At 70.2% G+C, this 23,145-nt stretch carries 20 protein-coding genes and 1 tRNA gene; 11 read left to right on the top strand and 10 right to left on the bottom strand.

The features are described from left to right. Window positions 1-10: 10 nt before the first annotated feature. The 3 genes from OXR60_RS05805 to OXR60_RS05795 are packed head-to-tail and all read right to left on the bottom strand — an operon-like array spanning window position 11 to window position 5,608. Entirely contained in the window at window positions 11-3,394 is a 3,384-nt protein-coding gene (locus OXR60_RS05805) for an error-prone DNA polymerase (RefSeq protein ID WP_267394829.1), read from the bottom strand. Continuing rightward, window positions 3,391-4,938, bottom strand: coding sequence for a DNA polymerase Y family protein (locus tag OXR60_RS05800; protein ID WP_267394828.1), 1,548 nt, complete (start codon window positions 4,936-4,938; stop codon window positions 3,391-3,393). The genes OXR60_RS05805 and OXR60_RS05800 overlap by 4 nt, the downstream gene beginning before the upstream one ends. Further along, window positions 4,847-5,608, bottom strand: a complete 762-nt coding sequence (locus tag OXR60_RS05795) for a hypothetical protein (protein WP_267394827.1) — start codon at window positions 5,606-5,608, stop codon at window positions 4,847-4,849. The genes OXR60_RS05800 and OXR60_RS05795 overlap by 92 nt, the downstream gene beginning before the upstream one ends. A 142-nt stretch (window positions 5,609-5,750) precedes the next feature. Between OXR60_RS05795 and OXR60_RS05790 the strand changes: the two genes are divergently transcribed. Both OXR60_RS05790 and OXR60_RS05785 read left to right on the top strand, forming a co-directional pair. Then, window positions 5,751-5,825: transfer RNA gene (locus OXR60_RS05790), tRNA-Gly, on the top strand. A gap of 86 nt (window positions 5,826-5,911) precedes the next feature. Then, complete coding sequence (locus tag OXR60_RS05785; RefSeq protein WP_267394826.1) at window positions 5,912-6,703, top strand: DUF72 domain-containing protein; 792 nt, start codon at window positions 5,912-5,914, stop codon at window positions 6,701-6,703. A 26-nt stretch (window positions 6,704-6,729) separates the two neighbouring features. Here the strand turns inward: OXR60_RS05785 and OXR60_RS05780 are convergent, their stop codons facing one another. Next, complete coding sequence (locus OXR60_RS05780; protein ID WP_267394825.1) at window positions 6,730-7,662, bottom strand: hypothetical protein; 933 nt, start codon at window positions 7,660-7,662, stop codon at window positions 6,730-6,732. 240 nt (window positions 7,663-7,902) lie between these two features. Here OXR60_RS05780 and OXR60_RS05775 point away from each other — a divergent pair, with 240 nt between their 5' ends. After that, the gene (locus OXR60_RS05775; RefSeq protein WP_267394824.1) at window positions 7,903-8,244 is read left to right on the top strand and encodes a hypothetical protein; all 342 of its coding nucleotides are present in this window, start codon (window positions 7,903-7,905) and stop codon (window positions 8,242-8,244) included. A gap of 141 nt (window positions 8,245-8,385) precedes the next feature. Here OXR60_RS05775 and OXR60_RS05770 read toward each other — a convergent pair whose 3' ends face one another. The 3 genes from OXR60_RS05770 to hemC are packed head-to-tail and all read right to left on the bottom strand — an operon-like array spanning window position 8,386 to window position 10,986. Then, window positions 8,386-9,339 (bottom strand): hypothetical protein, encoded by a 954-nt coding sequence (locus tag OXR60_RS05770; protein ID WP_267394823.1) that lies wholly within the window; start codon window positions 9,337-9,339, stop codon window positions 8,386-8,388. Next, window positions 9,336-10,064 (bottom strand): uroporphyrinogen-III synthase, encoded by a 729-nt coding sequence (locus OXR60_RS05765; protein WP_267394822.1) that lies wholly within the window; start codon window positions 10,062-10,064, stop codon window positions 9,336-9,338. Before OXR60_RS05765 ends, OXR60_RS05770 begins: the two co-directional genes overlap by 4 nt. A 10-nt stretch (window positions 10,065-10,074) precedes the next feature. Further along, window positions 10,075-10,986, bottom strand: coding sequence for a hydroxymethylbilane synthase (gene hemC, locus OXR60_RS05760; protein ID WP_267394821.1), 912 nt, complete (start codon window positions 10,984-10,986; stop codon window positions 10,075-10,077). Window positions 10,987-11,049: 63 nt separating this feature from the next. On the opposite strand from hemC, the gene tsaD reads away from it, so the two are divergent. Genes tsaD through OXR60_RS05745 form a run of 3 tightly spaced genes read left to right on the top strand, consistent with a single transcriptional unit; the run spans window position 11,050 to window position 13,584 of the window. Further along, window positions 11,050-12,069 (top strand): tRNA (adenosine(37)-N6)-threonylcarbamoyltransferase complex transferase subunit TsaD, encoded by a 1,020-nt coding sequence (tsaD, locus tag OXR60_RS05755; protein ID WP_267394898.1) that lies wholly within the window; start codon window positions 11,050-11,052, stop codon window positions 12,067-12,069. A 10-nt stretch (window positions 12,070-12,079) separates the two neighbouring features. Further along, window positions 12,080-13,057, top strand: coding sequence for an NAD(P)H-dependent glycerol-3-phosphate dehydrogenase (locus tag OXR60_RS05750; RefSeq protein WP_267394820.1), 978 nt, complete (start codon window positions 12,080-12,082; stop codon window positions 13,055-13,057). Continuing rightward, window positions 13,054-13,584: a DUF1697 domain-containing protein gene (locus tag OXR60_RS05745; protein ID WP_267394818.1), complete on the top strand. Its 531-nt coding sequence runs from the start codon at window positions 13,054-13,056 to the stop codon at window positions 13,582-13,584. The genes OXR60_RS05750 and OXR60_RS05745 overlap by 4 nt, the downstream gene beginning before the upstream one ends. Window positions 13,585-13,591: 7 nt before the next feature. Here OXR60_RS05745 and OXR60_RS05740 read toward each other — a convergent pair whose 3' ends face one another. Then, window positions 13,592-15,442: an AsmA family protein gene (locus OXR60_RS05740; protein WP_267394817.1), complete on the bottom strand. Its 1,851-nt coding sequence runs from the start codon at window positions 15,440-15,442 to the stop codon at window positions 13,592-13,594. 66 nt (window positions 15,443-15,508) lie between these two features. Beyond that, a complete protein-coding gene (locus tag OXR60_RS05735) occupies window positions 15,509-15,670 on the bottom strand; it encodes a DUF1674 domain-containing protein (RefSeq protein ID WP_267394816.1) in 162 nt (53 codons plus the stop codon). A 70-nt stretch (window positions 15,671-15,740) separates the two neighbouring features. Between OXR60_RS05735 and OXR60_RS05730 the strand changes: the two genes are divergently transcribed. The 5 genes from OXR60_RS05730 to purH all read left to right on the top strand — a co-directional run bounded on the left by OXR60_RS05730 (window position 15,741) and on the right by purH (window position 21,506). Further along, a complete protein-coding gene (locus OXR60_RS05730) occupies window positions 15,741-17,012 on the top strand; it encodes a transcription antitermination factor NusB (RefSeq protein ID WP_267394815.1) in 1,272 nt (423 codons plus the stop codon). 65 nt (window positions 17,013-17,077) lie between these two features. Beyond that, entirely contained in the window at window positions 17,078-17,740 is a 663-nt protein-coding gene (gene rpe, locus OXR60_RS05725; RefSeq protein WP_267394814.1) for a ribulose-phosphate 3-epimerase, read from the top strand. Beyond that, window positions 17,737-19,473, top strand: a complete 1,737-nt coding sequence (locus OXR60_RS05720; protein ID WP_267394813.1) for a heparinase II/III family protein — start codon at window positions 17,737-17,739, stop codon at window positions 19,471-19,473. Before rpe ends, OXR60_RS05720 begins: the two co-directional genes overlap by 4 nt. A gap of 80 nt (window positions 19,474-19,553) precedes the next feature. After that, window positions 19,554-19,838, top strand: coding sequence for a CsbD family protein (locus tag OXR60_RS05715; RefSeq protein WP_267394812.1), 285 nt, complete (start codon window positions 19,554-19,556; stop codon window positions 19,836-19,838). Between the two features lie 105 nt (window positions 19,839-19,943). Next, window positions 19,944-21,506, top strand: coding sequence for a bifunctional phosphoribosylaminoimidazolecarboxamide formyltransferase/IMP cyclohydrolase (gene purH / locus OXR60_RS05710; RefSeq protein WP_267394811.1), 1,563 nt, complete (start codon window positions 19,944-19,946; stop codon window positions 21,504-21,506). 114 nt (window positions 21,507-21,620) lie between these two features. On the opposite strand, the gene OXR60_RS05705 is transcribed toward purH, so the two are convergent. Then, on the bottom strand, window positions 21,621-23,138 hold the full coding sequence (locus OXR60_RS05705; RefSeq protein WP_267394810.1) for an oligosaccharide flippase family protein: 1,518 nt from the start codon (window positions 23,136-23,138) through the stop codon (window positions 21,621-21,623). Between the last annotated feature and the right edge of the window lie 7 nt (window positions 23,139-23,145).

The following is a 23,145-nucleotide window of genomic DNA, read 5'->3' as shown; positions in this document are numbered from 1 at the left end:
CGTTGCGCGGTCAATGGAAGTCGCGCGAGGGGGGCATGATACGGACGTCGCGGGGGTGATGCGGGCGGGGATGCTCGCCGCGGAGCGAACGGTGATCGTGGGCGACCAGCGGCTTGGGGCGGATCAGCTCGTCCGGCGGGGCAAGCTGATCGGACGACAGGCGGCCGAGCTCGGCGGTGCGATCCTGGACGCGGACGGTCATCAGGTGGACGACGCCTTCCTCGCTGCGCTGGATCACGCCTTCCATTACCAGCAGCCGCGCCGCCATCACCGCGCGACGATTGGCCTCGAAGTCGCGCGCCCACAGCAAGGCGTTGGTGACCCCGGTCTCGTCCTCGATCGTCACGAAGATCGCATTGCCCTTGCCGGGGCGCTGGCGGACCAGCACCACGCCTGCCACCCTGACGCGGCGGCCGTCCTTGGCCGCGCTCGCCTGGGCGCTCGACAGCACGCCCTCGGCGGCGAAGGTGGCGCGGAGGAAGGCCATCGGGTGGCCTTTGAGCGACAGGCGCGTGGTCTGGTAATCGGCGGCGACCTGTTCGGACAAGGGCATCGCTGGCAGCGCTGCATCGGGCTCCTGGCCGAGTTCGGGGGCGTCGGCGGCGGCAAATAGAGGAAGCTGGGCGGGCGGGGTGCGGCGCACTTCCCACATCGCCTCGCGGCGGCCTTGCGCGAGCGAGCGGAACGCGTCGGCATCGGCGAGCAGGTTGAGCGCGCGGGTGGGCAGGCCGGCGCGGCGGGCAAGGTCCTCGATCGAGATGAAGGGACTGGTGCGGGCCTCGACGAGCTTGATCGCCCAGGCTTCGTGGAAGCCGTCAATCTGGCGGAGGCCGAGGCGGACGGCGTGGGGGTGGGCGCCCGAGGGCTCGGCCGATTCGATCCCATGGTCCCAGCCGCTCGCGTTGACGTCGATGTCGCGGATCTCGACGCCATGCTCGGCGGCATCGCGCACCAGTTGCGCCGGCGCGTAGAAGCCCATCGGCTGCGAGTTGAGGATCGCCGCGCAGAAGATCGCGGGGTGGAAGCATTTGATCCACGACGAGACATAGACCAGCCGGGCGAACGACAGGGCATGGCTTTCGGGAAAGCCATAGCTGCCGAAGCCCTCGATCTGCTTGTAGCAGCGCTCGGCGAAATCGCGTTGGTAGCCACGCGCGACCATGCCGCCGACCAGTTTCTCGTAGAAATTGGTCATGCCGCCGACATTGCGGAAAGTCGCCATCGCCTTGCGCAGCTGGTTGGCCTCCTCGGGCGTGAACTTGGCGGCGACCATGGCGAGCTTCATCGCCTGTTCCTGGAACAGCGGCACGCCAAAGGTTTCGCCGAGCAACTGCTTCAATTCGTCGGCGGGGCCGTGATCGGGATGGGGCGAGGGGTATTCCACCTTCTCTTTTTGGCTACGCCGGCGCAGATACGGGTGGACCATGTCGCCCTCGATCGGCCCGGGACGGACGATCGCGACCTGGACGACGAGGTCGTAGAGCTTCCTGGGCTTGAGACGCGGCAGCATGTTGATCTGGGCGCGGCTCTCCACCTGGAACACGCCGATGCTGTCGCCCTTGCACAGCATGTCATAGACGATCGGATTCTCGTCGACCGCCAGCGTGTCGAGCTCGTGACGGCCGAGGCCGTGGCGCTCCATCAGGTCGAACGCCTTGCGGATGCAGGTGAGCATGCCGAGCGCGAGGATGTCGACCTTCATCAGCCCCAGGCAGTCGATATCGTCCTTGTCCCATTCGATAAAGGTGCGGTCCTTCATCGCGCCATTGTGGATCGGCACCATCTCGTCGAGCCGCCCCTGGGTGAGGACATAGCCGCCGACATGCTGCGACAGGTGGCGCGGGAACTGGAGCAACTGATCGACCATGTCGCGCAGCCGGAGGATCTCCGGATTGTCGGGGTCGAAGCCGGTCTCCTTGAGCCGTTCCTCCTCGAACTTGCCGGCGAAGCTGCCCCACACGGTGCTGGTCAGCCGCTGGGTGACGTCCTCGGTGAGGCCCAATGCCTTGCCGACCTCGCGCACCGTGCTGCGCGGGCGGTAATGGATCACCGTCGCCGCGATCGCGGCGCGGTGGCGACCGTAGCGCCGATAGATATATTGCATCACCTCCTCGCGTCGCTCGTGCTCGAAATCGACGTCGATGTCGGGCGGCTCGTCCCGCTCGGCGGACACGAAGCGCGAGAAGAGGAGATCGTATTTGAGCGGATCGACCGAGGTGATGCCGAGCAGATAGCAGACCACCGAATTGGCGGCCGAGCCGCGCCCCTGGCACAGGATCGGCGGCTCCACCGAGCGCGCGAAACGGACGATGTCGTGCACGGTGAGAAAATAATGGGCGTAACGGCGGTCCTCGATCAGCCTGAATTCCTCGTCGAGCAGCGCGGTGATCTTGGCGGGGATGACGCCGCCGTATCTCTTGAGCGCGGCTTGGTGGACCAGCTCCTGGAGCCAGCCTTGCGCGTCCCAGCCCTCGGGCACCGGCTCGTGCGGATATTCGTAGCGGAGCTGGTCGAGGGTGAAATCGATCCGGTCGAGCAACTCAAGGCTGGCCGCGAGCGCCCGGGGCCAGCCGGCGAACAGCCGCGCCATCTCCTCGGGCGGCTCGAGGTGGCGCTCGGCATTGGCGGCGAGGCGGCGGCCGGCGCGCTGGATGGTAACGCCCTCGCGGATGCAGGTGACGATGTCGTGGAGCGCACGCTGGTCGGCATGGGCATAATGGGCATCGGTGGTGGCGAGCAGCGGCACGCCGGCGGCATCGGCGAGGCGGGCGAGGCGGATCAAGCGGCGCTGGTCGCGGCCGGCGCGCGGCATGGTGACGCCGAGCCACACCCGCCCCGGCGCGCAGGCGGCGAGCAGCGGCAGAGTGGCGGCGAGGCCGGCATCGGCACGCGCCGGCGGCAGCATCGCCTCGGGCGCCGGCTCGGCGGGGCGGGCGCTGCTGTCGGGCAGCGCGATCAGCAGCAGGTCGTCGGCATGGCGCTGGAGATCGCCGAGGCCAAGGATGCAGCCGCCCTTGAGCGCGCGGCGGTTGCCGAGCGTGAGCAGCCGGGTGAGCCGCCCCCAGCCATGGCGGGTGGTGGGATAGGCGACGATGTCCGGCGTGCCGTCGGCAAAGACGAGCCGGGCGCCGACCGCGAGCTTGAAGTCGATCGGCGGCAGCTGCGCGCCGACCAGGCCGATCTTGGCGCGGTTGAGCGCGTCATGCGCGCGGACCACACCGGCGACGGTGTTGCGATCGGCGATGCCGATCCCGGCGAGCCCGAGCTCGATGGCGCGGCTGACCATGTCGAGCGGGTGGCTGGCGCCGTGGAGAAAGGAATAATTGGTCGCGGCGACCAGCTCGGCGAAGCGGGTCGGGGACGCGGGTTCGGCCGAGGCTGGCACCGCCGTCACGCGAACAGCCCGTGGAGGTACCAGCGCGGGCGCTCGGTTTCGACGTACAGCCCGTGGCGGAAGATCCAGAAGCGGCGGCCGCGCTGGTCCTCGATGCGATAGTAATCGCGGGTCGGGATCGCGGCATCGTGGCGGCGCCACCATTCGCCGGCGATCCGCTCAGGGCCTTCGGCGCGCGCGACCTCGTGGACGCGGCGGCGCCAGCGGAAGCGGTGGGGGGGACCGTCCGGCACCTCGGCGGCGATCGATTCGATCGGCTGCGGCGGATCGAACAGGTAGATCGGGCGCTGCGGCGGCTCGCCCTCCTCGGTCGCGCGCCAGGCGGCGGCTTGGGCGGGCGGCGGCGCGGTGGCGGGGAGCATCAGCTCGGCCTGTTCGGGGATGTGGCTGTCGCGCGCCGCGAATCGGCGCACCCGGCCGCGGCCGAGCCGGGTCGCGAGCTGGTCGACCAATTGGGTCACGCCCTCTCGTTCCTGCTGCGCGGCGCCGCCCTCCAGCTTCAGCTGCGCGGCATCGAGCCGCTCGGCGAGCATCACGTCGAGCCGCACCAGATCATAGCCGAAGCCGGGATCGAGCGGGTCGGAGAGGCTGTCGATCCGCTCGCGCAGCAGCCGGCCGAGCAGCGCCGCGTCGCGGGTCGGCTGGCCGGTCTCGACGCGCAGGCTCTGGACGTGGCCGTCGGCGCGGAACAGCCGCGCTTCCCAGCGGCGGCCGCCCTGGTGGCGCTGTTCGAGCGTGGTGGCGGCCTCGGCGATCAGCTCGGCGATGACGTCGAGCACATAATCGGTGCGCGCGACCGGTTCGGCGAAGCGGCGCTCCACCACCACCGGGGCGACGCGCTGGCGTGCCCGCACCGGCGCGGCGGCCTCGCCGGCGAGGCTGCGGATCGCGGTCACGGCGTCCTCGCCGAACCGCGCGGCGATGCTGGCGAGCGGCCGCGCCATCACCTCGCCGACCGTCTTGAGCCCGGCGCGGGTGAGCGCGATCGTCTCGTCCTCGCCCAGATCGAGCGCCGCGACCGGCAGGCGGCGTACCGCGCGCTTCTCGTCGGGCGCGGGCGCGCCGGCGAAGCGCGCCAGCGCACGGGCGATCGCGGGGGTGTCGCCAAACGCATGGCGGACGAGCAGGCCGCGCCGCGCCATCCGTCCCTCGACATCGGCGGCCAGCGGGCGCTCGCCGTCGAAGGCGTGGGTGCAGCCGGCGATATCGAGGATCAACGTGTCGGGCGGCTCGAGCGCGACGATCGGGGTGTAGCGCGCGCAGCCGTCGGCGAGTCGCTCGAGCCAGTCGAGATCGGCATGGGGATCATGGGGGAAGACCTCGAGCTCGGGAACGCGGGCGCGGGCATCGGCGAGGGTCAGCCCCGGCTGCAGCCCGGCCTGCGCCGCCGCGAGGCCGAGCGCGGTCAGCCGGACGGCGTTGCCGACCGTCTCGGTAAAGGCAACTGGTGCCTCATCCCGCCCGACGAACAGGTGCGGCCTGGTGGCGCGCAGCCGCTCGATCGGCAGCCAAGGAAAGACCAGCGCCAGATAGCGGCGTTCCACGGAAACTCTTGGCATCTCGATCCCATTCCACGCGCCATCGCGTCCCCGCGGGGCCTCCGCGGCGGCGCAAGCATTCGATGTCGAAGGCGGGGAAGCCCGGCGCATTGGCGTCGAGCGCGGTCGACGGCACCGCCGCGACGCCCCAGCGAGTCGCCGCCGCGCTCGGGCTGGGCTCGGCACCGACGCGGACGCTGAGCACGGTGACCCCCGAGGCTTCGGCGGCGAGCATCAGCCGGCGGGTGGCGGTGAGATCAAGCCCGCGCGCCGGGCCGGCGCTTTCGATCAGCAAGGTGCCGAGCCCCGGGCAGCGCGCGGCATCGGCGGCGGCGCGGAGCAGCGCGGGCTCGTCGGCCACCACCGCGAGCACCAGTGAATCGGCAGGGAGGCCGAGATCGGCGAGGCCGCCGGCATGCGGGCGGCCGATCGCGCGCTCGCAGCCCTCGGTACGGATCCACAGCAGCGGCACCGCGCGTGCGGCCAGTGCGAGGGCGATGCCAAAGCCGATCCCGCTCGGCCCGTCATCGGCTTCGCGCGCATAGATTTCATGGAGTTGCGCCCGGACAAGGCCCTCGCCAAGCCACGCATCCGCCGCCCGCGGGTCGGCTTGCGCAGGGCTTCCGGCAGCGGCAAGGCCACGTAGCCGGGCAATCAGGGCGGACGAGTCGCTCACGGATGTTCTTGTAATGTTCTAATGGTTGAGTCGCCAAGCTAAATTCTTGCACGCAAAGGCTTGCCGTCCCGAAACCTCCGGGCTAATAGCGCGCCTCACCCCGCCCGGTGGCCGCTTCGGCAGCCGGGCATCAGGCGCCAGAGCGGGCGTAGCTCAGGGGTAGAGCACAACCTTGCCAAGGTTGGGGTCGAGGGTTCGAATCCCTTCGCCCGCTCCAGCCGCGTTGCCGCGCGGCCATCCACCAGCAGCACCTGTACCAGCCGAGCGTGACGCGAGGTCACCGGCCTGGCTATAGCCATACCCATGACCATTCGAATCGGAATCGGCGGCTGGACCTACGAGCCGTGGCGCGGGACCTTCTATCCCGAGAAGTGGCCGCAGAAGCGCGAGCTGGACTATGCCGCCGGCAAGGTCACCGCGATCGAGATCAACGGCACCTATTATTCGAGCTTCAAGCCGGCGAGCTTCGCCAACTGGGCCAGCGCGGTGCCCGACGGCTTCGTGTTCACGCTGAAAGCGTCGCGCTATTGCACCAACCGCAAGGTGCTCGCCGAGGCCGGCGAATCGGTCGAGCGGTTTGTCGGTCAGGGAGTCGTCGAGCTCGGCGACAAGCTCGGCCCGATCCTGTGGCAGTTCATGGCGACCAAGAAGTTCGACGCCGACGACATGGCAGCGTTCCTGGCGCTGCTGCCCAAGAGCCATGCGGGCGTGGCGCTGCGCCATGCGGTGCAGGTGCGCCACGAGAGCTTCGCGGTGCCGGCGTTCGTCGCGATGGCACGCGCGGCGGGAGTGGCGATCGTCTATGCCGATTCGGCGGACTATCCCGCGATCGCCGACGTCACCGGCGACTTCGTCTATGCCCGGCTGGAGGCGGCCGAGGAGGCGCATCCGGCCGGCTATGCACCCGCCGCGCTCGACCGCTGGGCCGCGGCGGCGCAAACCTGGGCGGCAGGCGGACGGCCCGAGGGGCTGCCCTATGTTGAGAACACCGCGCCTGCGCCGCAGGCACGCGACACCTTCGTGTTCTTCATCAACGGCGCCAAGGTGAGAGCACCGCAGGGCGCGATGGAGCTGATCGAGCGGGTGTCGGCCTAGCGAGCGATTGGTCTGCTCACGCCCACTTAAGCCAGCGGCAAAGCACGGGCGTCGGCTGGCGTTATATAACCCCAGGTCACCAGGAATGATCGCAGCGCGGCTGGGTAGCCTGCCGGCTCATGCCGATAGTGGGATAGCATCACGTGCCAGGCGGACGGCGCTTGCCCCAGCCGGGCGGCGTCAGCGACGAAAGCGGCGCAGCTGCCATTGCGCTCCTTGACATTGGACACGCAAATGCGGCGATGAGCGGGCAGGTCGTGCGCGAACAGCGGCCGCACAGCAGGATCGTCCGAGACGTCGACGCTGCGCCCGTCGCGGATGGTCAACACCAGCGGTACGCCGCGCGTACAGGCGTTGCACTCGCCCGAGAAGTTAAACCCGGGCGCCTCGAGCACAAAGCCGGGTTGGCTATCTCTGGATAGACTGCGGGAGAACACGCTTACCTCGCCAATCAGCGCGGCGCTGCCGCGATACTGTAGGGGCACCGCATGGAAGCCGCTGACCGATGGCTCTATCAACGTTACAGCGGTGAAACCGCCGGATCCGCCCCACTGATTGTCTACCACCAATCCCGCATGTCCCCGCCCAGCTGCAAGGCGTACGACGGCGACTCGCACGAACGAGGCTTGGCTATCGCTCGTCATGTGGAACGGTGGCAATCCTGGCCGACTGACCGACACGATCGCTTGATTGCTTATGCCGTTGAAACTGCAACCCTCGTTCTTTGCCGGCACCTCACAGGGCGTGGCTTCGACCTTCACCGTCAGGCCACCTGCGACGAATGACAAGGGCACTCCCGGATGTATTCCCCAGGTTCGGAACGCGCCTATCGGAACCGTCGCCAGTGGCGGTGGGGCTGCGCCGAGCAGGAGAACAGGCAACAAGCGGGCAGGCAGGCGCATCATATCTTCTCCCCAATAGATCTTAGGGTCGGATTGCACGACCTGAGCAGCGATCATGCTACAGGCTGCTTATGGCCGATCTCTGCCGAACGCTGTCCGACGGATACCATCACTTTTGCCGTTCCGCCATTTGTCAGCCTCTCGAAGGGCATATTGGAATGGGTGTCGAGAAGCCGATGGTGTTCGCGATATGCGGGGCTAATCGACAAGTGTTTGCAGAGGCGATCCTCTTTCCAACCGAGAATTGATGTTCGACGGCGTGCCTTGTGCTATAACGATCCGTCAAGGAGCCGGCTTATGGTCATGCTTATCGTCTCGATGGTCTTTGTCTCGATAAACTGCGTACTGGCCTTCCGAGCGAACTCGCGCTTCCGCCATGAAGATCAGCTACCGATGCAATGGGGGTTGTCGGGTGAGGTTAACTGGTTCGCCCCCCGTCGTCTTGCACTTGCCTCCATGCCGATGCTGGCCTTCGCCGTTCTTGGCTTTCAAACTATTCTGTCGACGAATGTCGCGCCCAGACCCGGACAAGAAGGCCTCGTGTTTCCCGTCTTGGTCGCCACGGGCGCAACTCTTGTCGCCGTGCAGCTGCTACATTTCTGGTTGATCGAGAAAACCGTAGGCGGGAGCGCCGAGTAATCGCCCTGGCGGCGGCTAGGCCAGGCTTTCACGACGATCCGTAGTTGTCGCCAAAGCGGCCGTTTCGCTGTCCACCTGTTCCAAGCGCCTGGGTCAGGTCACGCCGCAACTACGGCATGACGACGGACAGGCGTGCTGCCCCTAGACGCCAGGCGCGATGCCCGGGGTCTCGTCGCTGCCGCTGTCGGTGGTGATGCCTGGATCGGCAGGTGCCGGTGCGGCAGCCGGAGGCGGGGCGGGCTGATTGCCCTGGCCGAGGATCGCGGCATTCTCGATCTGGTCGAGCGCGGCGCGTGCGGTCACGTAGCGGTTGGCGGCTTCCATCCAGTTGCCGGCGTCGCGCGCGCCGGGCAGGCGGGCGATCTCGGCACGGGCGGCCTCAACCTGGCCGCCCTCGAGCAGCCGCTTGGCGCGCGCCATGCGATCGGCGGGGAGCGTCGAGGGGGTGCCGGCCTTGCGCAGCACCACGAGGTTGCCGAGCTGGCGGCGGATCGCGGTGAACCAGCCGTCGCTGCTGATGGTGTTGAGATCCGGCGCGATCGCATCGAGCCCCTGGCGCAGATCCTCCAGCGTCACCGGCTGGCGCGCTGCCTGGATCACGGTAGTCACCGCGCGCGGCTGGCTGGTGCCGAAGCGGGTGCGCAGCTGCTCCTCGAGATAGCCGAGGCCGAGGCCGCGATCGAGCGCGCGGCGTGCGGCGAAGGCGACGAGCATGCCCTCGGCGCGGGTCGCCTGGTTGCCGGCGACCGTCGCGGTCGCGGTCACCGTGGCGGTACGCGCCTCCAGCGCAGCAAGCTGCGCCGCAAGCGCCGCCTCGCGTGTCACCAGCGTCGCGGTATCGGTGACGGGCGTCTCGCCATTGGCGTTGAGCGGCTGGGCGGGTGAATAGCCAGCGGCCGCCTTGTCGCGATCCGCGGCCGCGGTGGCGGCAGAGACATGGGCGGTGCCGGGGGTGCCGCCGAGCCAGGGCAGCCGCTTCATCATCACCCCCATCAGCGCGAGGCCGGCGATAAAGGCGAGCGCGACCAACGCGATGATCACGCCGGTCCGCGGCCCGCGCGTGCGTGTCGCAGAGATCGGCACAAATTCTGTCATGCCCTCTTATCCCCGGCGCCCGGCGGATGGTCAATCGCCGGTTGATCGGCGAGCGCCAGCGCGGCGGCGACCAGCGCCTCGTCATTGGGCACGGCGCTGCTTGCCGCGACCCGCCAGCCGGTTCCGGCAGCGGCACCCACCACCGGGCTGAGCGCCGCGATACCGATGCGCCGGCGATCGAGGCCGGCGTCGTCGACCAGCGCGGCGAAGCGGCGCGCGGCGCGGGCCGAGTGGAGCAGCACCAGCCGGTCGATCGCCGCGGCGAGGAGCGCCGGTGCGATTCGCAGCGGTTCGCTGGCGTAGACGACCCGGCGATCGGCAACGGCCGCCGCCGTGCCCGGATCATGGTCGCGCCCGGCGAGCCAGAGCAGGCGGGTGAGGCCTTGGCGCCGTGCGCGCGCGATCGCGGCGGCGGCATCTGCCTCGCCGGTGACGGCGACGGTGAAGCCTGCGGCTACGGCGGCGGCAGCGGTGGCCGCCCCGACAGCGACTACCGGCAGCGCGTGCAACGCGGCGAGCGCATCGCCGCCATGGCGCAGGGCGTTGGCGCTGGTGAGCAGCAGCGCATCGAAGGCCTCGGGGACGGGCGCCTGCCAGGCGACCGGGCCAACGGCGAACAGCGGCAGCTGTACCACGTCGCGCCCGATGCCGGCGCGCTCGCGGAGCCGCGCGGCGGTGCGGCCGTTGCCGGGTTCGGGCCTCGCCACCAGCCATCCCCGGATCATCGCCGCGTGCCTATGGCTGGAACAGTCGCCGCACCGGTTCGGGTGCGGCGGCGAGCAGCGCGGCAGCCAGCGTTGCGCCGACCAAGAGCCCGTCGACGCCCTCGGCATGGTCGGCGACATGGCATTGGCCGTCCTCGGCGATCAGCTCGGCGCGCAGCGTCAGCGTCTCGCCCGCCAGCGCGGCGAGCGCGGCGACTGGCGAATGGCAATCGGCGCCGAGCCGGCCCAGCAAGGCGCGCTCGGCATGGACGCAGCGGCTGGTGGCGGGATCGTCGATCGCGCCGACGATCACCGCGGCGGTGTCATCGGCGGCGCGGACCTCGATGCCGACCGCGCCCTGGGCGGGGGCGGGGAGCATGACGTCGGTGGGAATCGCGACGCCGATGCCGTCGCGCCCGAGTCGATCGAGCCCGGCGGCGGCGAGCAGCGTGGCGTCGGCGTCGCCGGCGGCGAGCTTGGCGAGGCGGGTGTCGACGTTGCCGCGGAACACGATCACCTGGAGATCGGGGCGCAGCCGCAGCAGTTGCGCGCGCCGCCGCGGCGAGCTGGTGCCGACCACCGCACCCGGGCGCAGCGCCGCGATCGAGTCCGCGCCGATCAGCCGGTCGCGAACGTCGGCGCGCGGCAGCATCGCGGCGATCTGGATTGCCGGCGGCCGGATCGTCTCGACGTCCTTCATCGAATGAACGGCCGCGTCGATCTCGCCATCGAGCAGCGCGCGATCGAGTTCCTTGGTCCACAAGGCCTTGCCACCGATCTCGGCGAGCGCGCGATCCTGGACGCGATCGCCGGTGGTGCGGATCACGACCAGCGCGACCTCGTCCTCGGCCCAGCCATGCGCGCCGCACAAGGCAGTGCGCACCATGTTCGCCTGGGTAAGCGCCAGCGGCGAGCCCCGCGTGCCGAGCCTGAACCGGATCATCGCCGCGCCATGGCCCAACCCGCAGGCTTCGACAAGCGCGGCGCGTGCCGGTACAGCGGCGCGATGATCATCCTCGGACTCGAATCCTCCTGCGACGAGACCGCCGCCGCGCTCGTCACCGGCGATCGCCAGGTGCTCGCCCATCGGCTCGCCGGCCAGGAAGCCGAGCATCGGCCGTTCGGTGGGGTGGTGCCCGAGATCGCGGCGCGCGCGCACGTCGAGGCGCTGGAGCCATTGGTCGCGGCGGCGCTCGCCGATGCGGGGTTGCGGCTCGACCAGGTGGACGCGGTCGCGGCGACCGCTGGGCCGGGGCTGATCGGCGGGGTAATGGTGGGCCTCGTCACCGGCAAGGCGCTGGCGCATGCCGCAGGCAAGCCGCTGGTCGCGGTCAACCATCTCGAGGGCCATGCGCTGAGCCCGCGGCTGTCGGATCCCAGCCTCGACTTTCCCTATCTGCTGCTGCTCGTCTCGGGCGGCCATTGCCAGTTGCTGCTGGTGGAGGGCGTCGCCCGCTACCGCCGGCTGGCGACCACGATCGACGATGCCGCGGGCGAGGCGTTCGACAAGACCGCCAAGCTGCTCGGCCTCGGCTTCCCGGGCGGGCCAGCGGTGGAGCGGGCGGCGGCGCTCGGCACCGCCAATGTGCCGCTGCCGCGGCCGCTCAAAGGCTCGGCCGAGCCGCATTTCTCCTTTGCCGGGTTGAAGAGCGCGGTGGCGCGGGCGGCGGGCCATCATGCGCCGGAGGATATCGCTGCCTCGTTCCAGCTGGCGGTGGTCGATTGCCTGATCGATCGCACCGCCAAGGCGCTGGCGGGGGTGGAGGCGACCGCATTGGTGGTCGCGGGCGGCGTCGCGGCCAATCAGGCGGTGCGCGGCGCGCTCGAGCAACTGGCGCAGGCGTATGGCCTGCGCTTCGTCGCGCCGCCCCTGTGGCTGTGCACCGACAATGCGGCGATGATCGCCTGGGCCGGCGCCGAGCGGTTCGCGGCAGGACTCACCGACCCGCTCGATGTCGCGGCGCGGCCGCGCTGGCCGCTCGATCCCGCCGCCGAGCCGGTGCGCGGGGCAGGGGTGAAAGCATGAGGATGAAGGCATGAAGATCGGCGTGATCGGCGGCGGCGCCTGGGGCACCGCGCTGGCCCAGGTAGCGGCGCACCGCGGCGACGAGGTGCTGCTGTGGGCGCGCGAGCCCGAGGTGGTCACCGGGATCAACGAGCGTCACGAGAACGCCCTGTTCCTCGCCGGCACGCCGCTGGCGCCGACGATCCGCGCCACTGCGACGCTCGGCGATCTCGCGACCAGCGAGGCGATCCTGGTGGTGGCGCCGGCACAGCATGTCCGCGCGGTGCTGAGCGCGATCGAATCGGGGACGACGCCGCTGGTGCTGTGCGCCAAGGGCATCGAGGCGGGCACGCGGATGCTGGTGGGCGAGGTCGCGCGCCAGGTTCACCCCCAGGCGCCGGTAGCGGTGCTGTCCGGCCCCACCTTCGCGCATGAGGTGGCCGCCGGGCTGCCGACCGCGGTGACGCTGGCCGCGGCGGACGACGGCTTGCGCCAGGCGCTGACCGAGCGGCTCGCCGCGCCGCACTTCCGGCCCTATGCGTCGAGCGACGTGATCGGCGCCGAGATCGGCGGCGCGGTGAAGAACGTGCTGGCGATCGCGTGCGGCGTGGTCGAGGGCGCGGGGCTCGGCCAGAATGCCCGCGCGGCATTGATCGCGCGCGGTTTTGCCGAAATGACCCGGTTCGGGCTGGCGCGCGGCGCGCGGGCGGAGACGCTCGCCGGGCTGTCGGGCCTCGGCGATCTGGTGCTGACCTGCTCCTCGACTAGTTCGCGCAACTTCTCGCTCGGCGTCGGTCTCGGCAAGGGCGGTGCCGCGAGCGACCTGCTCGCCGATCGCCGCACCGTTGCGGAAGGCGCCTTCACCGCACCGGTACTTGCCGACGCGGCGCGCGAAGCCGAGGTCGACATGCCGGTGACGACCGCGGTGTGCAGGCTGCTCGCGGGCGAGCCGGTGGCGGGGGTGATCGGCGCGCTGCTTGCCCGGCCGCTGCGCGACGAAGGCCGGTGAGATGGGCGGCGTTGCTGCGCGGCGTCAACGTCGGCGGCAACCGCAAGCTGGCGATGGCCGATCTGGCCGCCTTCATGCGCGCCGAGGGCTATGGCGGCGTCGCGACATTGCTCGCCTCGGGCAATGTGGTGTTCGATGCTGACGAGGATAATGCCGCAGCGCTGGAGACTCGCCTCGCCGCTGCGGCGCGGGCGCGGCTCGGCCTCGATACCGACTGGTTGCTGCGGCGCCATGCCGAGCTTGCCGCGGTGATCGCGAATAATCCTTTTCCCGATGCCGCGGCGGCGCGCCCCAATCACCTGCTGGTGACATTTCATCGCGACCCGGTGCCGGCGGCGCTGGTCGCGGCGGTGCCGCTCGCCGGCCCCGAGCGCCTGCATGCGGCAGGCCGCGAGCTGTATGTCGACTACGCCGCCGGCGTCGGTCGATCGACGCTGCCGGCGACGATGGCGAAGCTCAAGTTTCCGCGCGTGGCGACGGCACGCAACTGGAACACCGTCACCAAGCTCGCGGCGCTCACCGCCTGATCGAGCGTTAGCGCAGCGCTCGGGCGGCGAGCGCGGCGCAGTTCGCATCGCTCGCCTGCGGGCCCTGGCGGCCAGTGATGGCGCGACCGAGCGCCTTGAAGATATTCCCGGCCGAGCGGATCTCCGGCGGGATCACCAGCGCCGGATCGCTGAGCGTGCCGCGCACGAACACCGCGCCGGGGACGCGCAACAGGCTGTGGCGCTTGGGCGCGCCGGTGAAGCGCAGGTCGAGCGTCTCGCCGGGGAAGGACAGGCGGCCCTGGCCGGTCAGCTGGCTCTCGCTGGTGTCGACGATCAGCGGGCTAGCGCGGCCTTGGCCGTTGGTGACCGGCATGGTGAGAATCAGGCAGCGCAGCGAGGCCGAGTCGTTCTTGCCGGCGAGCAGCACCCGCCCGGCATCGAAGCCGGCCGCCGCGGCATAGCGCGCGGGTAGCGCGCCATCGCGCACGGTAAAGCCGAGCCGGCCATCGGCCCGCGCGATCGCGGCGCGGATGGTGTCGCCGCGGCCGCTGAGCTGGGCATGCGCCTGGACCCGCCCGGTGAAGCTGCCGCCGGCACCGGCGAACGCCTCGACGCGGCTGCCGGTGAGGCGAAGATCGAGACCGAGCCGCGGCAATGCCGCGCCGCCGCGCTGGTCGACGGTTGCGGTGCCGCGGATCACCCCGCTCGGCAGCGCGACCACCAGCGGCGCCACGGTGAGCCGCTGATGATCGAGCGTCGCGGTGCCACGCACGCCGATGATCGAGCTGTCGCCCGAGCCGCTGAACACATGGGCGATACGGAAGGCGAGCACGCCATCGGTGGTCTTGATGGTGGCGAGGCTGATCCGCGTGTCGGGCACGATGCGCGGGCCGATCCGCCGCTCGAGCGCGGCACCACGGGCGCGGCCCTCGTCGGACGACAGGTCGGCGAAATCGAATCGCTGCGCGGCGATCGCGCCATCGAGCTTGGTGCGCCCGTCGCGCTTTCTGACGGTAAGGTGCCCGGCGATGTCGGAGCGGCCGATGGTCCCCTTGAGCGCCGTGATCGTCCAGTCGGGCGCGTCGTGGCGGACGTGTGCGGCGAGCGTCACCGGCTGGGTGCCGAACAGCCCCGCCTCGATCACCGCGTCGATCAGCCGCAGATCGGCGGCGCGCGCGGTGACGTCGAGCGTCATCGCATTGGTATCGAGCGGGCGATCGGTGCTGCCGCGGGCGACCATCGCCAGCCGGGCGCCGTCGAGCCGCGCGACGAACGGCCAGGGGCCGGGCTGTGGCCGGTCGACCGGCGCACCGGTAAAGCTGATCCGTACCGGCGCGCCGCGAACCACGCCGCTGCCCGCCGCCCGCACACCGTGACTCGCATCGGACGAGAAGTTTAGGGAAACCGAACGGTTGCGCTTGGCATCCCGATAGGCAATCGTCGAGTTGCTGATCGTGAGTCCTTTGAGATCGGTGGAGGCGCCGCCGCTTTCCGGCTTGCCCGGGCGTGACCAATTGGTCCGCCCATCCTTGGTACGGACCAGCGCCAGCGCCAGCCGGTCGACGCGCAAATTGCGGGGACGGAAGCTGCCGCCGAGCAGCGGCCAAAGCGGGAAGGTCACTTCGGCGCGGCCGAGGCGGACGAAGTCGCCGGACCCGGCCCAGCCCGGCTGCGGGATGCGCACGCCGGCGACGGCGATCGTCGGGCGGAAGCCGAATCGGTCCACCCGCGTCATCTGCTCGATCACCACCGGCCGGCCGAAGCGCTGCGCCAGCCGGTCGGCGACCACGCCCTTGAGCACGCCCCAGGGAAAGGCCGCCGCGATCAGCAGCAACAGGAGCACCGCCGCGATGGCGATCATGAAGATGGTGCGCCAGCGCCGCGCCAGGAAGGTCATCAGGGTGTGACGCGTGGCGCCGGAAGTCGTTCCGGCTGCGACATCATGTCGCCCGCCGCCGCCACGTCAGAAATCGATCGCGATGCCCTTCAGCGTCCAGTCGCCGTAGCGGGTGGGATCCTGCGCCAGCGGGTCCTGCGCAGGGCGCGCGACCGGCTGGGGCGCGGGTACCGGCGGGCTCTTCGACAGATAGGCCGGCGGCTTCACATGGGCTGGGCGTTGGCCCATCGGGGATTCTCCGGTTACAGGCGGATCGTGCCGTGTGCCCTACATCGGCCTTCCCAGGAGTTTCGACAAGTTGGCCCAAGCCCCCGAACCACTCGGCACCGCTTCCCGACGCGCGGCGCTGCGCCTGCTGGATGCGGTGCTGCGCCGGGGCGAACCGCTGGAGGCGGCGCTCGGCAGCGCCACCCGGCACGTCTATGGCCCAGATCGTGGGTTGGCCCATGCCATCGCCGCGGAAACGCTGCGCCGGCTGCCTGATCTCGACGCACTGATCGATTCGGTCACCGAACGCCCGCTGCCCGACGATGCCAAGGCGCGGATGGCGCTGCGCATCGCGCTGGTTCAGGCGCTGGTGCTCGGCACGCCGCAGCATGCGGCGATCGCGACCGCACTGCCGCTGGTGGATGGGGGCCCGCGCAAGCTGGTCCATGGCGTGTTCAGTGCGATCATGCGCTCGGGCGTGCTGCTGCCCGAGGTGCCCGCGCTGCCCGCGACGGTCGAGATGCGCTGGGAAGCCTCCTGGGGCCCCGAGGTGGTGGAAGGCGCGACGGGTGCGGTCGCCGCGCCGCCGCCGCTCGACCTTACCCTCGCTGATCCCGCCGCCACCCAGTTATGGGTGGAGAAGCTTGGCGGCGTCAGCCTGCTGCCGGGTCATGTCCGGCTGGTGAATCCGGCGCCGGTCGGCGACCTGCCCGGCTATGCCGAGGGCGCGTGGTGGGTGCAGGATCTCGCCGCGTCGCTGCCGGCGCGGTTGCTGGGCGGCATCGCCGGCAGCGCGATCGACCTGTGCGCGGCGCCGGGCGGCAAGACGCTGCAACTGGCGGCGCAGGGCGCGGCGGTGACCGCGGTCGATGTGTCGCCGAGCCGGGTCAAGCGGCTGCGCGAGAATCTATTCCGCACGCGGCTGAAGGCGCAGGTCGTCACCGCCGACATCCTGCGCTGGACGCCGGACGAGCCCGCTGATGCGCTGCTGATCGACGCGCCGTGCAGCGCCAGCGGCATCTTCCGCCGCCATCCCGACGTGATGTACCGCGTCCGCCCGTCGATCATCACCGAGATGGCGGCGCTGCAGGCGCGGATCCTGGCGCGGGCGGCGGACTGGGTGAAGCCGGGTGGCGCGATGGTCTACGCCACCTGCAGCCTGGAGCCGGAGGAAGGCGAGCAGCAGCTCGCCGCCTTCCTGGCGAGCCGGCCGGACTATCGGGTCGAGGCCCCGGATGCGGCGCTGCTGCCGGCAGGTATTCCGGTCAACGACGGCGGCTGGGTGCGGACGCTCCCCGGGATGCTCGCCGAGGCCGGCGGCTGTGACGGCTTCTTCATCGTGCGGCTGCGGCGCGACGCATAAATCTATGCTAATAGGCCCAAGCTTTGCGGACCCGCATTGTAATGGTGGGCAAGCAAAGTAGAGACATGATCATGCAGCCTGTCCGCATCGCGCCATCCATCCTTTCCGCCGACTTTGCCAAGCTGGGGGAGGAGGTGCGCGCGATCGATGCCGCGGGGGCCGACTGGATCCACATCGACGTGATGGACGGGCATTTCGTGCCCAACATCTCGATGGGCCCGGCGGTGGTGAAGGCGCTGCGCCCGCACACCGCCAAGCTGTTCGACGTTCATCTGATGATCGCGCCGGTCGATCGCTATCTCGACGCCTTTGCCGAGGCGGGGGCGGACACGCTGACGGTGCATTATGAGGCGGGGCCGCACATCCATCGTACGCTCCAGCACATCAAGGGCCTGGGCAAGCGCGCCGGCGTGGTGATCAATCCCGGCACGCCCGCCAAGATGCTCGATTACTTGATCGACATGGTCGACCTGGTGCTGGTGATGAGCGTCAATCCCGGCTTCGGCGGCCAGCATTTCATCGACGGCCAGCTCAAGAAGATCGCCGCGATCCGCAAGATGATCGACATGAGCGGGCGCGCGATCGACCTCGAAGTGGATGGCGGCGTCGATGCGGTGCAGGCCAAGCGCTGCATCGAGGCCGGTGCTGATGCCCTGGTCGCCGGCACCTCGGTGTTCCGCGGCGGCCCGGACGCCTATGCCGCCAATATCGCGGCGCTGCGCGGATGAACGCGGAACCCGGCGACATCGCCGCGCAGGACGGCATCGAGGAAGGCAAGCGCCTGATGCGTGTCGGCGGCGACAAGGGGCTGAGCCTTGCCGAGCGCTTGTCGGAACGGCTGCAGATGATGACCTGGCGCACGCCGATCCACGGCATGCGCCTGAAGGGTCGTTATCCGCTCAAGCTGGTGGCAGTGCCCGACGATCCCGTGATCGGCGACGTCAAGCGCGGCCAGGCGCTGCTGCGCGGCGAGATCGTGTTCCGCGGCGAGGCGCGCGAGCTCGATGCGCTCAACTTCGCCCGGCGCGACTGGGGCAAGCCGTTCGCCGAATATGTCCACAGCTTCGCCTGGCTGCGTGATCTCTCCACGGTAGCGACCCGGGCGCAGGGCGCGCCGATCGCGGAAGGCCTGATGGCGCGCTGGATCGGCGCCTATGCCGACAAGGTCGATGCGCTCGCCTGGCGGCCGGACCTGTGGGGCCGGCGCATCCTGTTCTGGACCGCGCATGCGCCGCTGATCCTGTCGTCGACCGACCTGGTCTATCGTTCCAGCGTGCTCAACGCGCTGGCGCGCGGCGCCCGGCATCTCGATCGCAGCGCCGACAAGGTGCCGGCCGGTGCGCAGCGCATCGCTGCCTGGTGCGGGGTGATCGCCGCGGGGCTGCTGATCCCCGGCGGCGAGCCGCGGCGCAGCTTTGGCGAGGCCGGGCTGGCGCGCGCGCTGGCGAGCGGGCTCGGTGACGACGGCGGATCGGTGTCGCGCAGCCCGGCGATGCTGGTCGACACGGTGATGCTGCTCGCCATGCTCCGCGAGGTCTATGCCGCCCGGGGCGAGGAACTGCCAGGCACGGTGCAGGCGGCGCTGGCGGCGGCGGTGCCGGCGCTGCTCGGCGTGATGCACGGAGATCGCGCGCTTTCGAGCTGGCAGGGCTGCGGCCCCGGCACGCCCGAGCATGTCGCCGCGGTGATCGAGGCAAGCGGGGTGCGCACCCGGCCACTCCGCCAGGCGCGCGACTGGGGCTATCAGCGACTCGCCGCGGGCAGCGCGGTGCTGGTGGTCGATGCCGCGCCGCCGCCGATCGCACGGCTGGTGGAGGGCGGCTGCGCCTCGACGCTCGCGTTCGAATTTTCCGATGGCCCGGTGCGGCTGATCGTCAACTGCGGCGGCGCCCGCGCCGCGGTGGCGCAACTGCCGAGCGCCTTTGCCGAGGGGCTGCGCACCACCGCGGCGCATTCGACGCTGGTGGTGGGCGATTCCAACTCCACCGCGATCCATGTCGACGGCACGCTCGGCCGCGGCGTCGGCGAGGTCGAACTGAGCCGCCAGGAATCGGATGTCGCCAGCCGCATCGAGGCGAGCCACGACGGCTATGTCCGGCGCTGGGGCTTCATCCACCGCCGCCAGCTGATGCTTACCGGCGACGGCCGCGAGCTGCGCGGCGAGGATGCGCTGCTGCCGCAGGGGCGCAAGCGCCGCTCGGGCAACACGCCGTTCTCGCTGCGCTTTCATCTCGGCGCCGGCGTCCAGGCCTCGCCCACTGCGGACGGTCTCGCGGCGATCATGCGGCTGCCGGGCGGTGCGCTGTGGCAGTTCCGCTGCCGCGGCGGCGCACTGATGATCGAGGATTCGCTGTGGATCGACGGCGAAGGCTATCCGAGCGCGACTCAGCAATTGGTGGTGAGCGGCGAAGCGGCAGCCGGTGGTGCCAATATCAGCTGGGCGATGAAGCGCGCGATCTGACCGGCTGAACCAAGCCGCGATTCGTCCGTTAGGGCGCTGTAGCCCTCGGCAGGAGGGTTAATCAGCCAAGGAACAGTGCGATGAACACCACCACGCTCAAAGGCGACGCCCAGGACATCACCGGCAAGGTCAAGGAAGGTGCCGGCAAGGCGACCGGCAATGAGTTGCTGCAGGGCGAGGGCCTCGCCGATCAGCTGACCGGCGCGTTCAACAAGACCGTCGGCGTCGCCAAGGATGCGCTCGGCGGCGGCGTCGGCCCGGCGGCGGACAAGGCCAAGAACTTCGCCAAGGCGCGCCCTTATGCGACCGCAGCGCTGGCGAGCGTGATCGGCCTGGCGGTGCTCAACACGCTGCGCGGCAAGTAAGCCCGACGACCACACCGTCATTCCGGGCTTGACCCGGGATGACGGTTTGCGGCCGATGCCCGCCAACGCTTGAATCCCTGGCCCGAACGCGACAAAGCGCCGCGCATGACCAGCATCCCGATCCGCCGCGCGCTCCTCTCCGTCTCCGACAAGACGGGGGTCGTCGACCTTGCCCGCGCTCTCGCCAGCCAGGGCGTCGAGCTCGTCTCCACCGGCGGCACCGCCAAGGCGCTCCGCGACGCGGGGCTGGAGGTGCGCGACGTCGCCGATCTCACCGGTTTTCCGGAGATGATGGACGGCCGGGTCAAGACGCTGCACCCGATGGTCCATGGCGGCCTGCTCGCGGTGCGCGACGATCCCGAGCATGCCGCCGCCATGCAGGCCCACGGCATCGGCGCGATCGACTTGGTCGTCGTCAATCTTTACCCGTTCGAAGCCACCGTCGCCCGAGGCGCCGATCGCGACACGGTGATCGAGAATATCGACATCGGCGGCCCGTCGATGGTCCGCTCGGCGGCAAAGAACCATCATTATGTGGCGATCGTTACCGATCCCGCCGATTACCCGATCGTCGCGACCGGCGCGACCACGCTCGACCAGCGCAAGGTGTTCGCCGCCAAGGCTTTTGCCGCTACCGCCGCCTATGACGGCGCGATCGCGCGCTGGTTCGGCACCGTCGACCAGGCCGAGCAGTTCCCGCCGGTGCTGCCGCTCACCCTCACGCGTGGCGCCACCCTGCGCTACGGGGAAAACCCGCACCAGTCGGCCGCCTTCTACACCGCGACCGACGGCGTCCGCGGCATCGGCCAGGCCCGCCAGGTGCAGGGCAAGGAGCTGAGCTACAACAATCTCAACGACGCCGATGCGGCGCTGGAGCTGGTCGCCGAGTTCCGCGACGCGGCGCCGACCTGCGTGATCGTCAAGCACGCCAACCCGTGCGGCGTCGCCACCGCAGGCAGCCTCGAACAGGCCTATGCCGAGGCCTTCGCCTGCGACACCGTCTCGGCGTTCGGCGGGATCATCGCGGTCAACCGCCCGCTCGACGTCGCCACCGCCAAGGCGATCACCGGGATCTTCACCGAAGTGGTGGTGGCGCCCGACGCCGACGACGAGGTGCTGGCGCTGTTCGCGGCCAAGAAGAACCTGCGGCTGCTGCTGACCGGCGACTTGCCCGATCCCGCCCGCAGCGGCCTGTTCGCCAAGTCGATCGCCGGCGGCTGGCTGGTGCAGGGTCGCGACGCTGGCACGCCGGGCGAGCTCAAGGTCGTCACCCAGCGTGCGCCGACCGCGCAGGAGCTGGACGATTGCCGCTTCGCCTGGACGGTGGCCAAGCACGTCAAGTCCAACGCGATCGTCTATGCCAAGGACCGCGCCACCGCCGGCATCGGCGCCGGGCAGATGAATCGGCTGGAGTCGGCGCGGATCGCGGCGTGGAAGGCGAGAGATGCCGCCGACAAGGCGGGCTGGGCCGCACCGCGGACGATCGGCTCGGCGGTCGCTTCCGATGCCTTTTTCCCCTTCGCCGACGGGCTGCTCGCGGCGGTGGAAGCGGGCGCGACCGCGGTGATCCAGCCGGGCGGTTCGATCCGCGACGATGAGGTGATCGCCGCGGCCGACGCGGCGGGGCTGGCGATGGTGTTTACCGGGATGCGCCACTTCCGGCACTGAGGCCGGCCATCTCCTCGACCGTATGGCAGCGAAAGCTGGCATCTCGACGTTGTTGAACCAGGGATAGAGCCGCAGGAGATCCCGGCTTTCGCCGGGATGAGGGTGTAGTCCGGCTCAGCCGACCGGCGAGCCGACGTTGGGCAGCGTCGCTTCCTCCGCGCGTGGCATCTTGCCGAACAGCGCGCGATCGGCCGGGCCGAATGCCCACTTCCACAGGATGAACAGATAGGTGCAGGCGATCGCCGGCTCGCCGAGCAGCAGCTCGGCCCATTCCAGCCGGTGCGGCAAGGCAGTGAACAGCGAACCGACCACGATCGCCGCCGCCGCGGCGCCGATCAGCGGCCAGCGCCACGGCGATACCGGCGCGGCGAGGATGCGGCTGAGCAGCCGCGCCTTGATCACCGAGGTAAGGCCGACGCTGAGCATCAGTGCGATCGCCGGTCCTGCCGCCTGATAGTTGGTCGGCCAGCCGAGCCGGCGCATGAGCAGGATCAGCGCCAGGCTGAGCCCGATCTGGACGCAGAGCATCACCACCGAGATGACCAGATTGCGGTGCCGCGCGGTATAGACCAGCGCCGATTCGCACACTGCGCCGGTGGAGGCGAGCACCTCGGCGGTGAGCAGGAAGCCGAGTGCCGCGGCACCGGCAACGAACTGCGGGCCGACCACGCCCATCACCGCCTCGCCGGGGATCGAGCCCATCAGGGCAAGCCCGCCCTGCGCGGCCATGATCCAGAACGCCACCTGGCGGACCTGGTTAGCGATCGCGAGGCGATCGTTGACCGCGAGGCTCTGGGTGATCACGGGCCCCAGGATCGGATCGAAGCTGGTCTTGAGCTTCTGCGGCAGCGACGCGACCTGCTGCGCCATGTAATAGATGCCGACGATCTTGGGCTCGAACATCACGCCGAGGATGAAGCGATCGACGTTGCGGCTGCCCCATTCGAGCGCGTCGGCGCCGGCGAGCGGCGCATTGGCGCGCGCGAGCGCGAACAGCCCGCCGAGATTGGGCGACCAGCCGCGCGGCAGGCCGTAGCTCCTGAGGAACGGCACCATGCTCGCGATCAGCGCCGCCACCATCGAGGCGACATAGGAGAGGACCAGCCCGTCCTTGATGGTGAAGAAGGAGAACACATAAGCGGCGATCGAGATCGTCCACGGCTCCACCACCGCGCGCGCCGTCACCGCGGCCTTGACGTTGAGCCGATAGGCGAGCGCGGCGAGGCTGACGTCGGACCAGGCGACCGCGACGATGATGCATGGGAAGAAGCGATCGAGCCCGGTGACCTGGGAGTTGGCGTACATCACCTCAGGAAAGGCGATCAGCACACTGCTGGCGACGATCGAGGCGATGAAGGCGACCGCGAGCGCATCCCAGACGACGCAAACGTGCGGGCGCTCCGAGCTGCTCAGCGCCTGGGCGAGCCCGCGCTTGAGGCCGAGCGTCGCGAGCAGCGCGGCCAGCTCGACCACCACCACCGCGAGCGCGAAACGGCCGACGAGATCGGCGCCATACAGCCGGCCGGCGATGAACAGGAACGGGATGCGCGCGGCGAGGCGCAGCACGAAACCGGCGATATTGGTGCGGCCGCCCTTGGCGAGGGTATCGATGTCCTTGGTGGCGGCGGTCATGCGGCGC

The organism is Sphingomonas sp. GC_Shp_5, from assembly GCF_026540855.1.
Lineage (GTDB): Bacteria > Pseudomonadota > Alphaproteobacteria > Sphingomonadales > Sphingomonadaceae > Sphingomonas.
The sequence above is the reverse complement of the archived record's forward strand: the minus strand, read 5'-3'. Positions and strand labels throughout refer to the sequence as shown.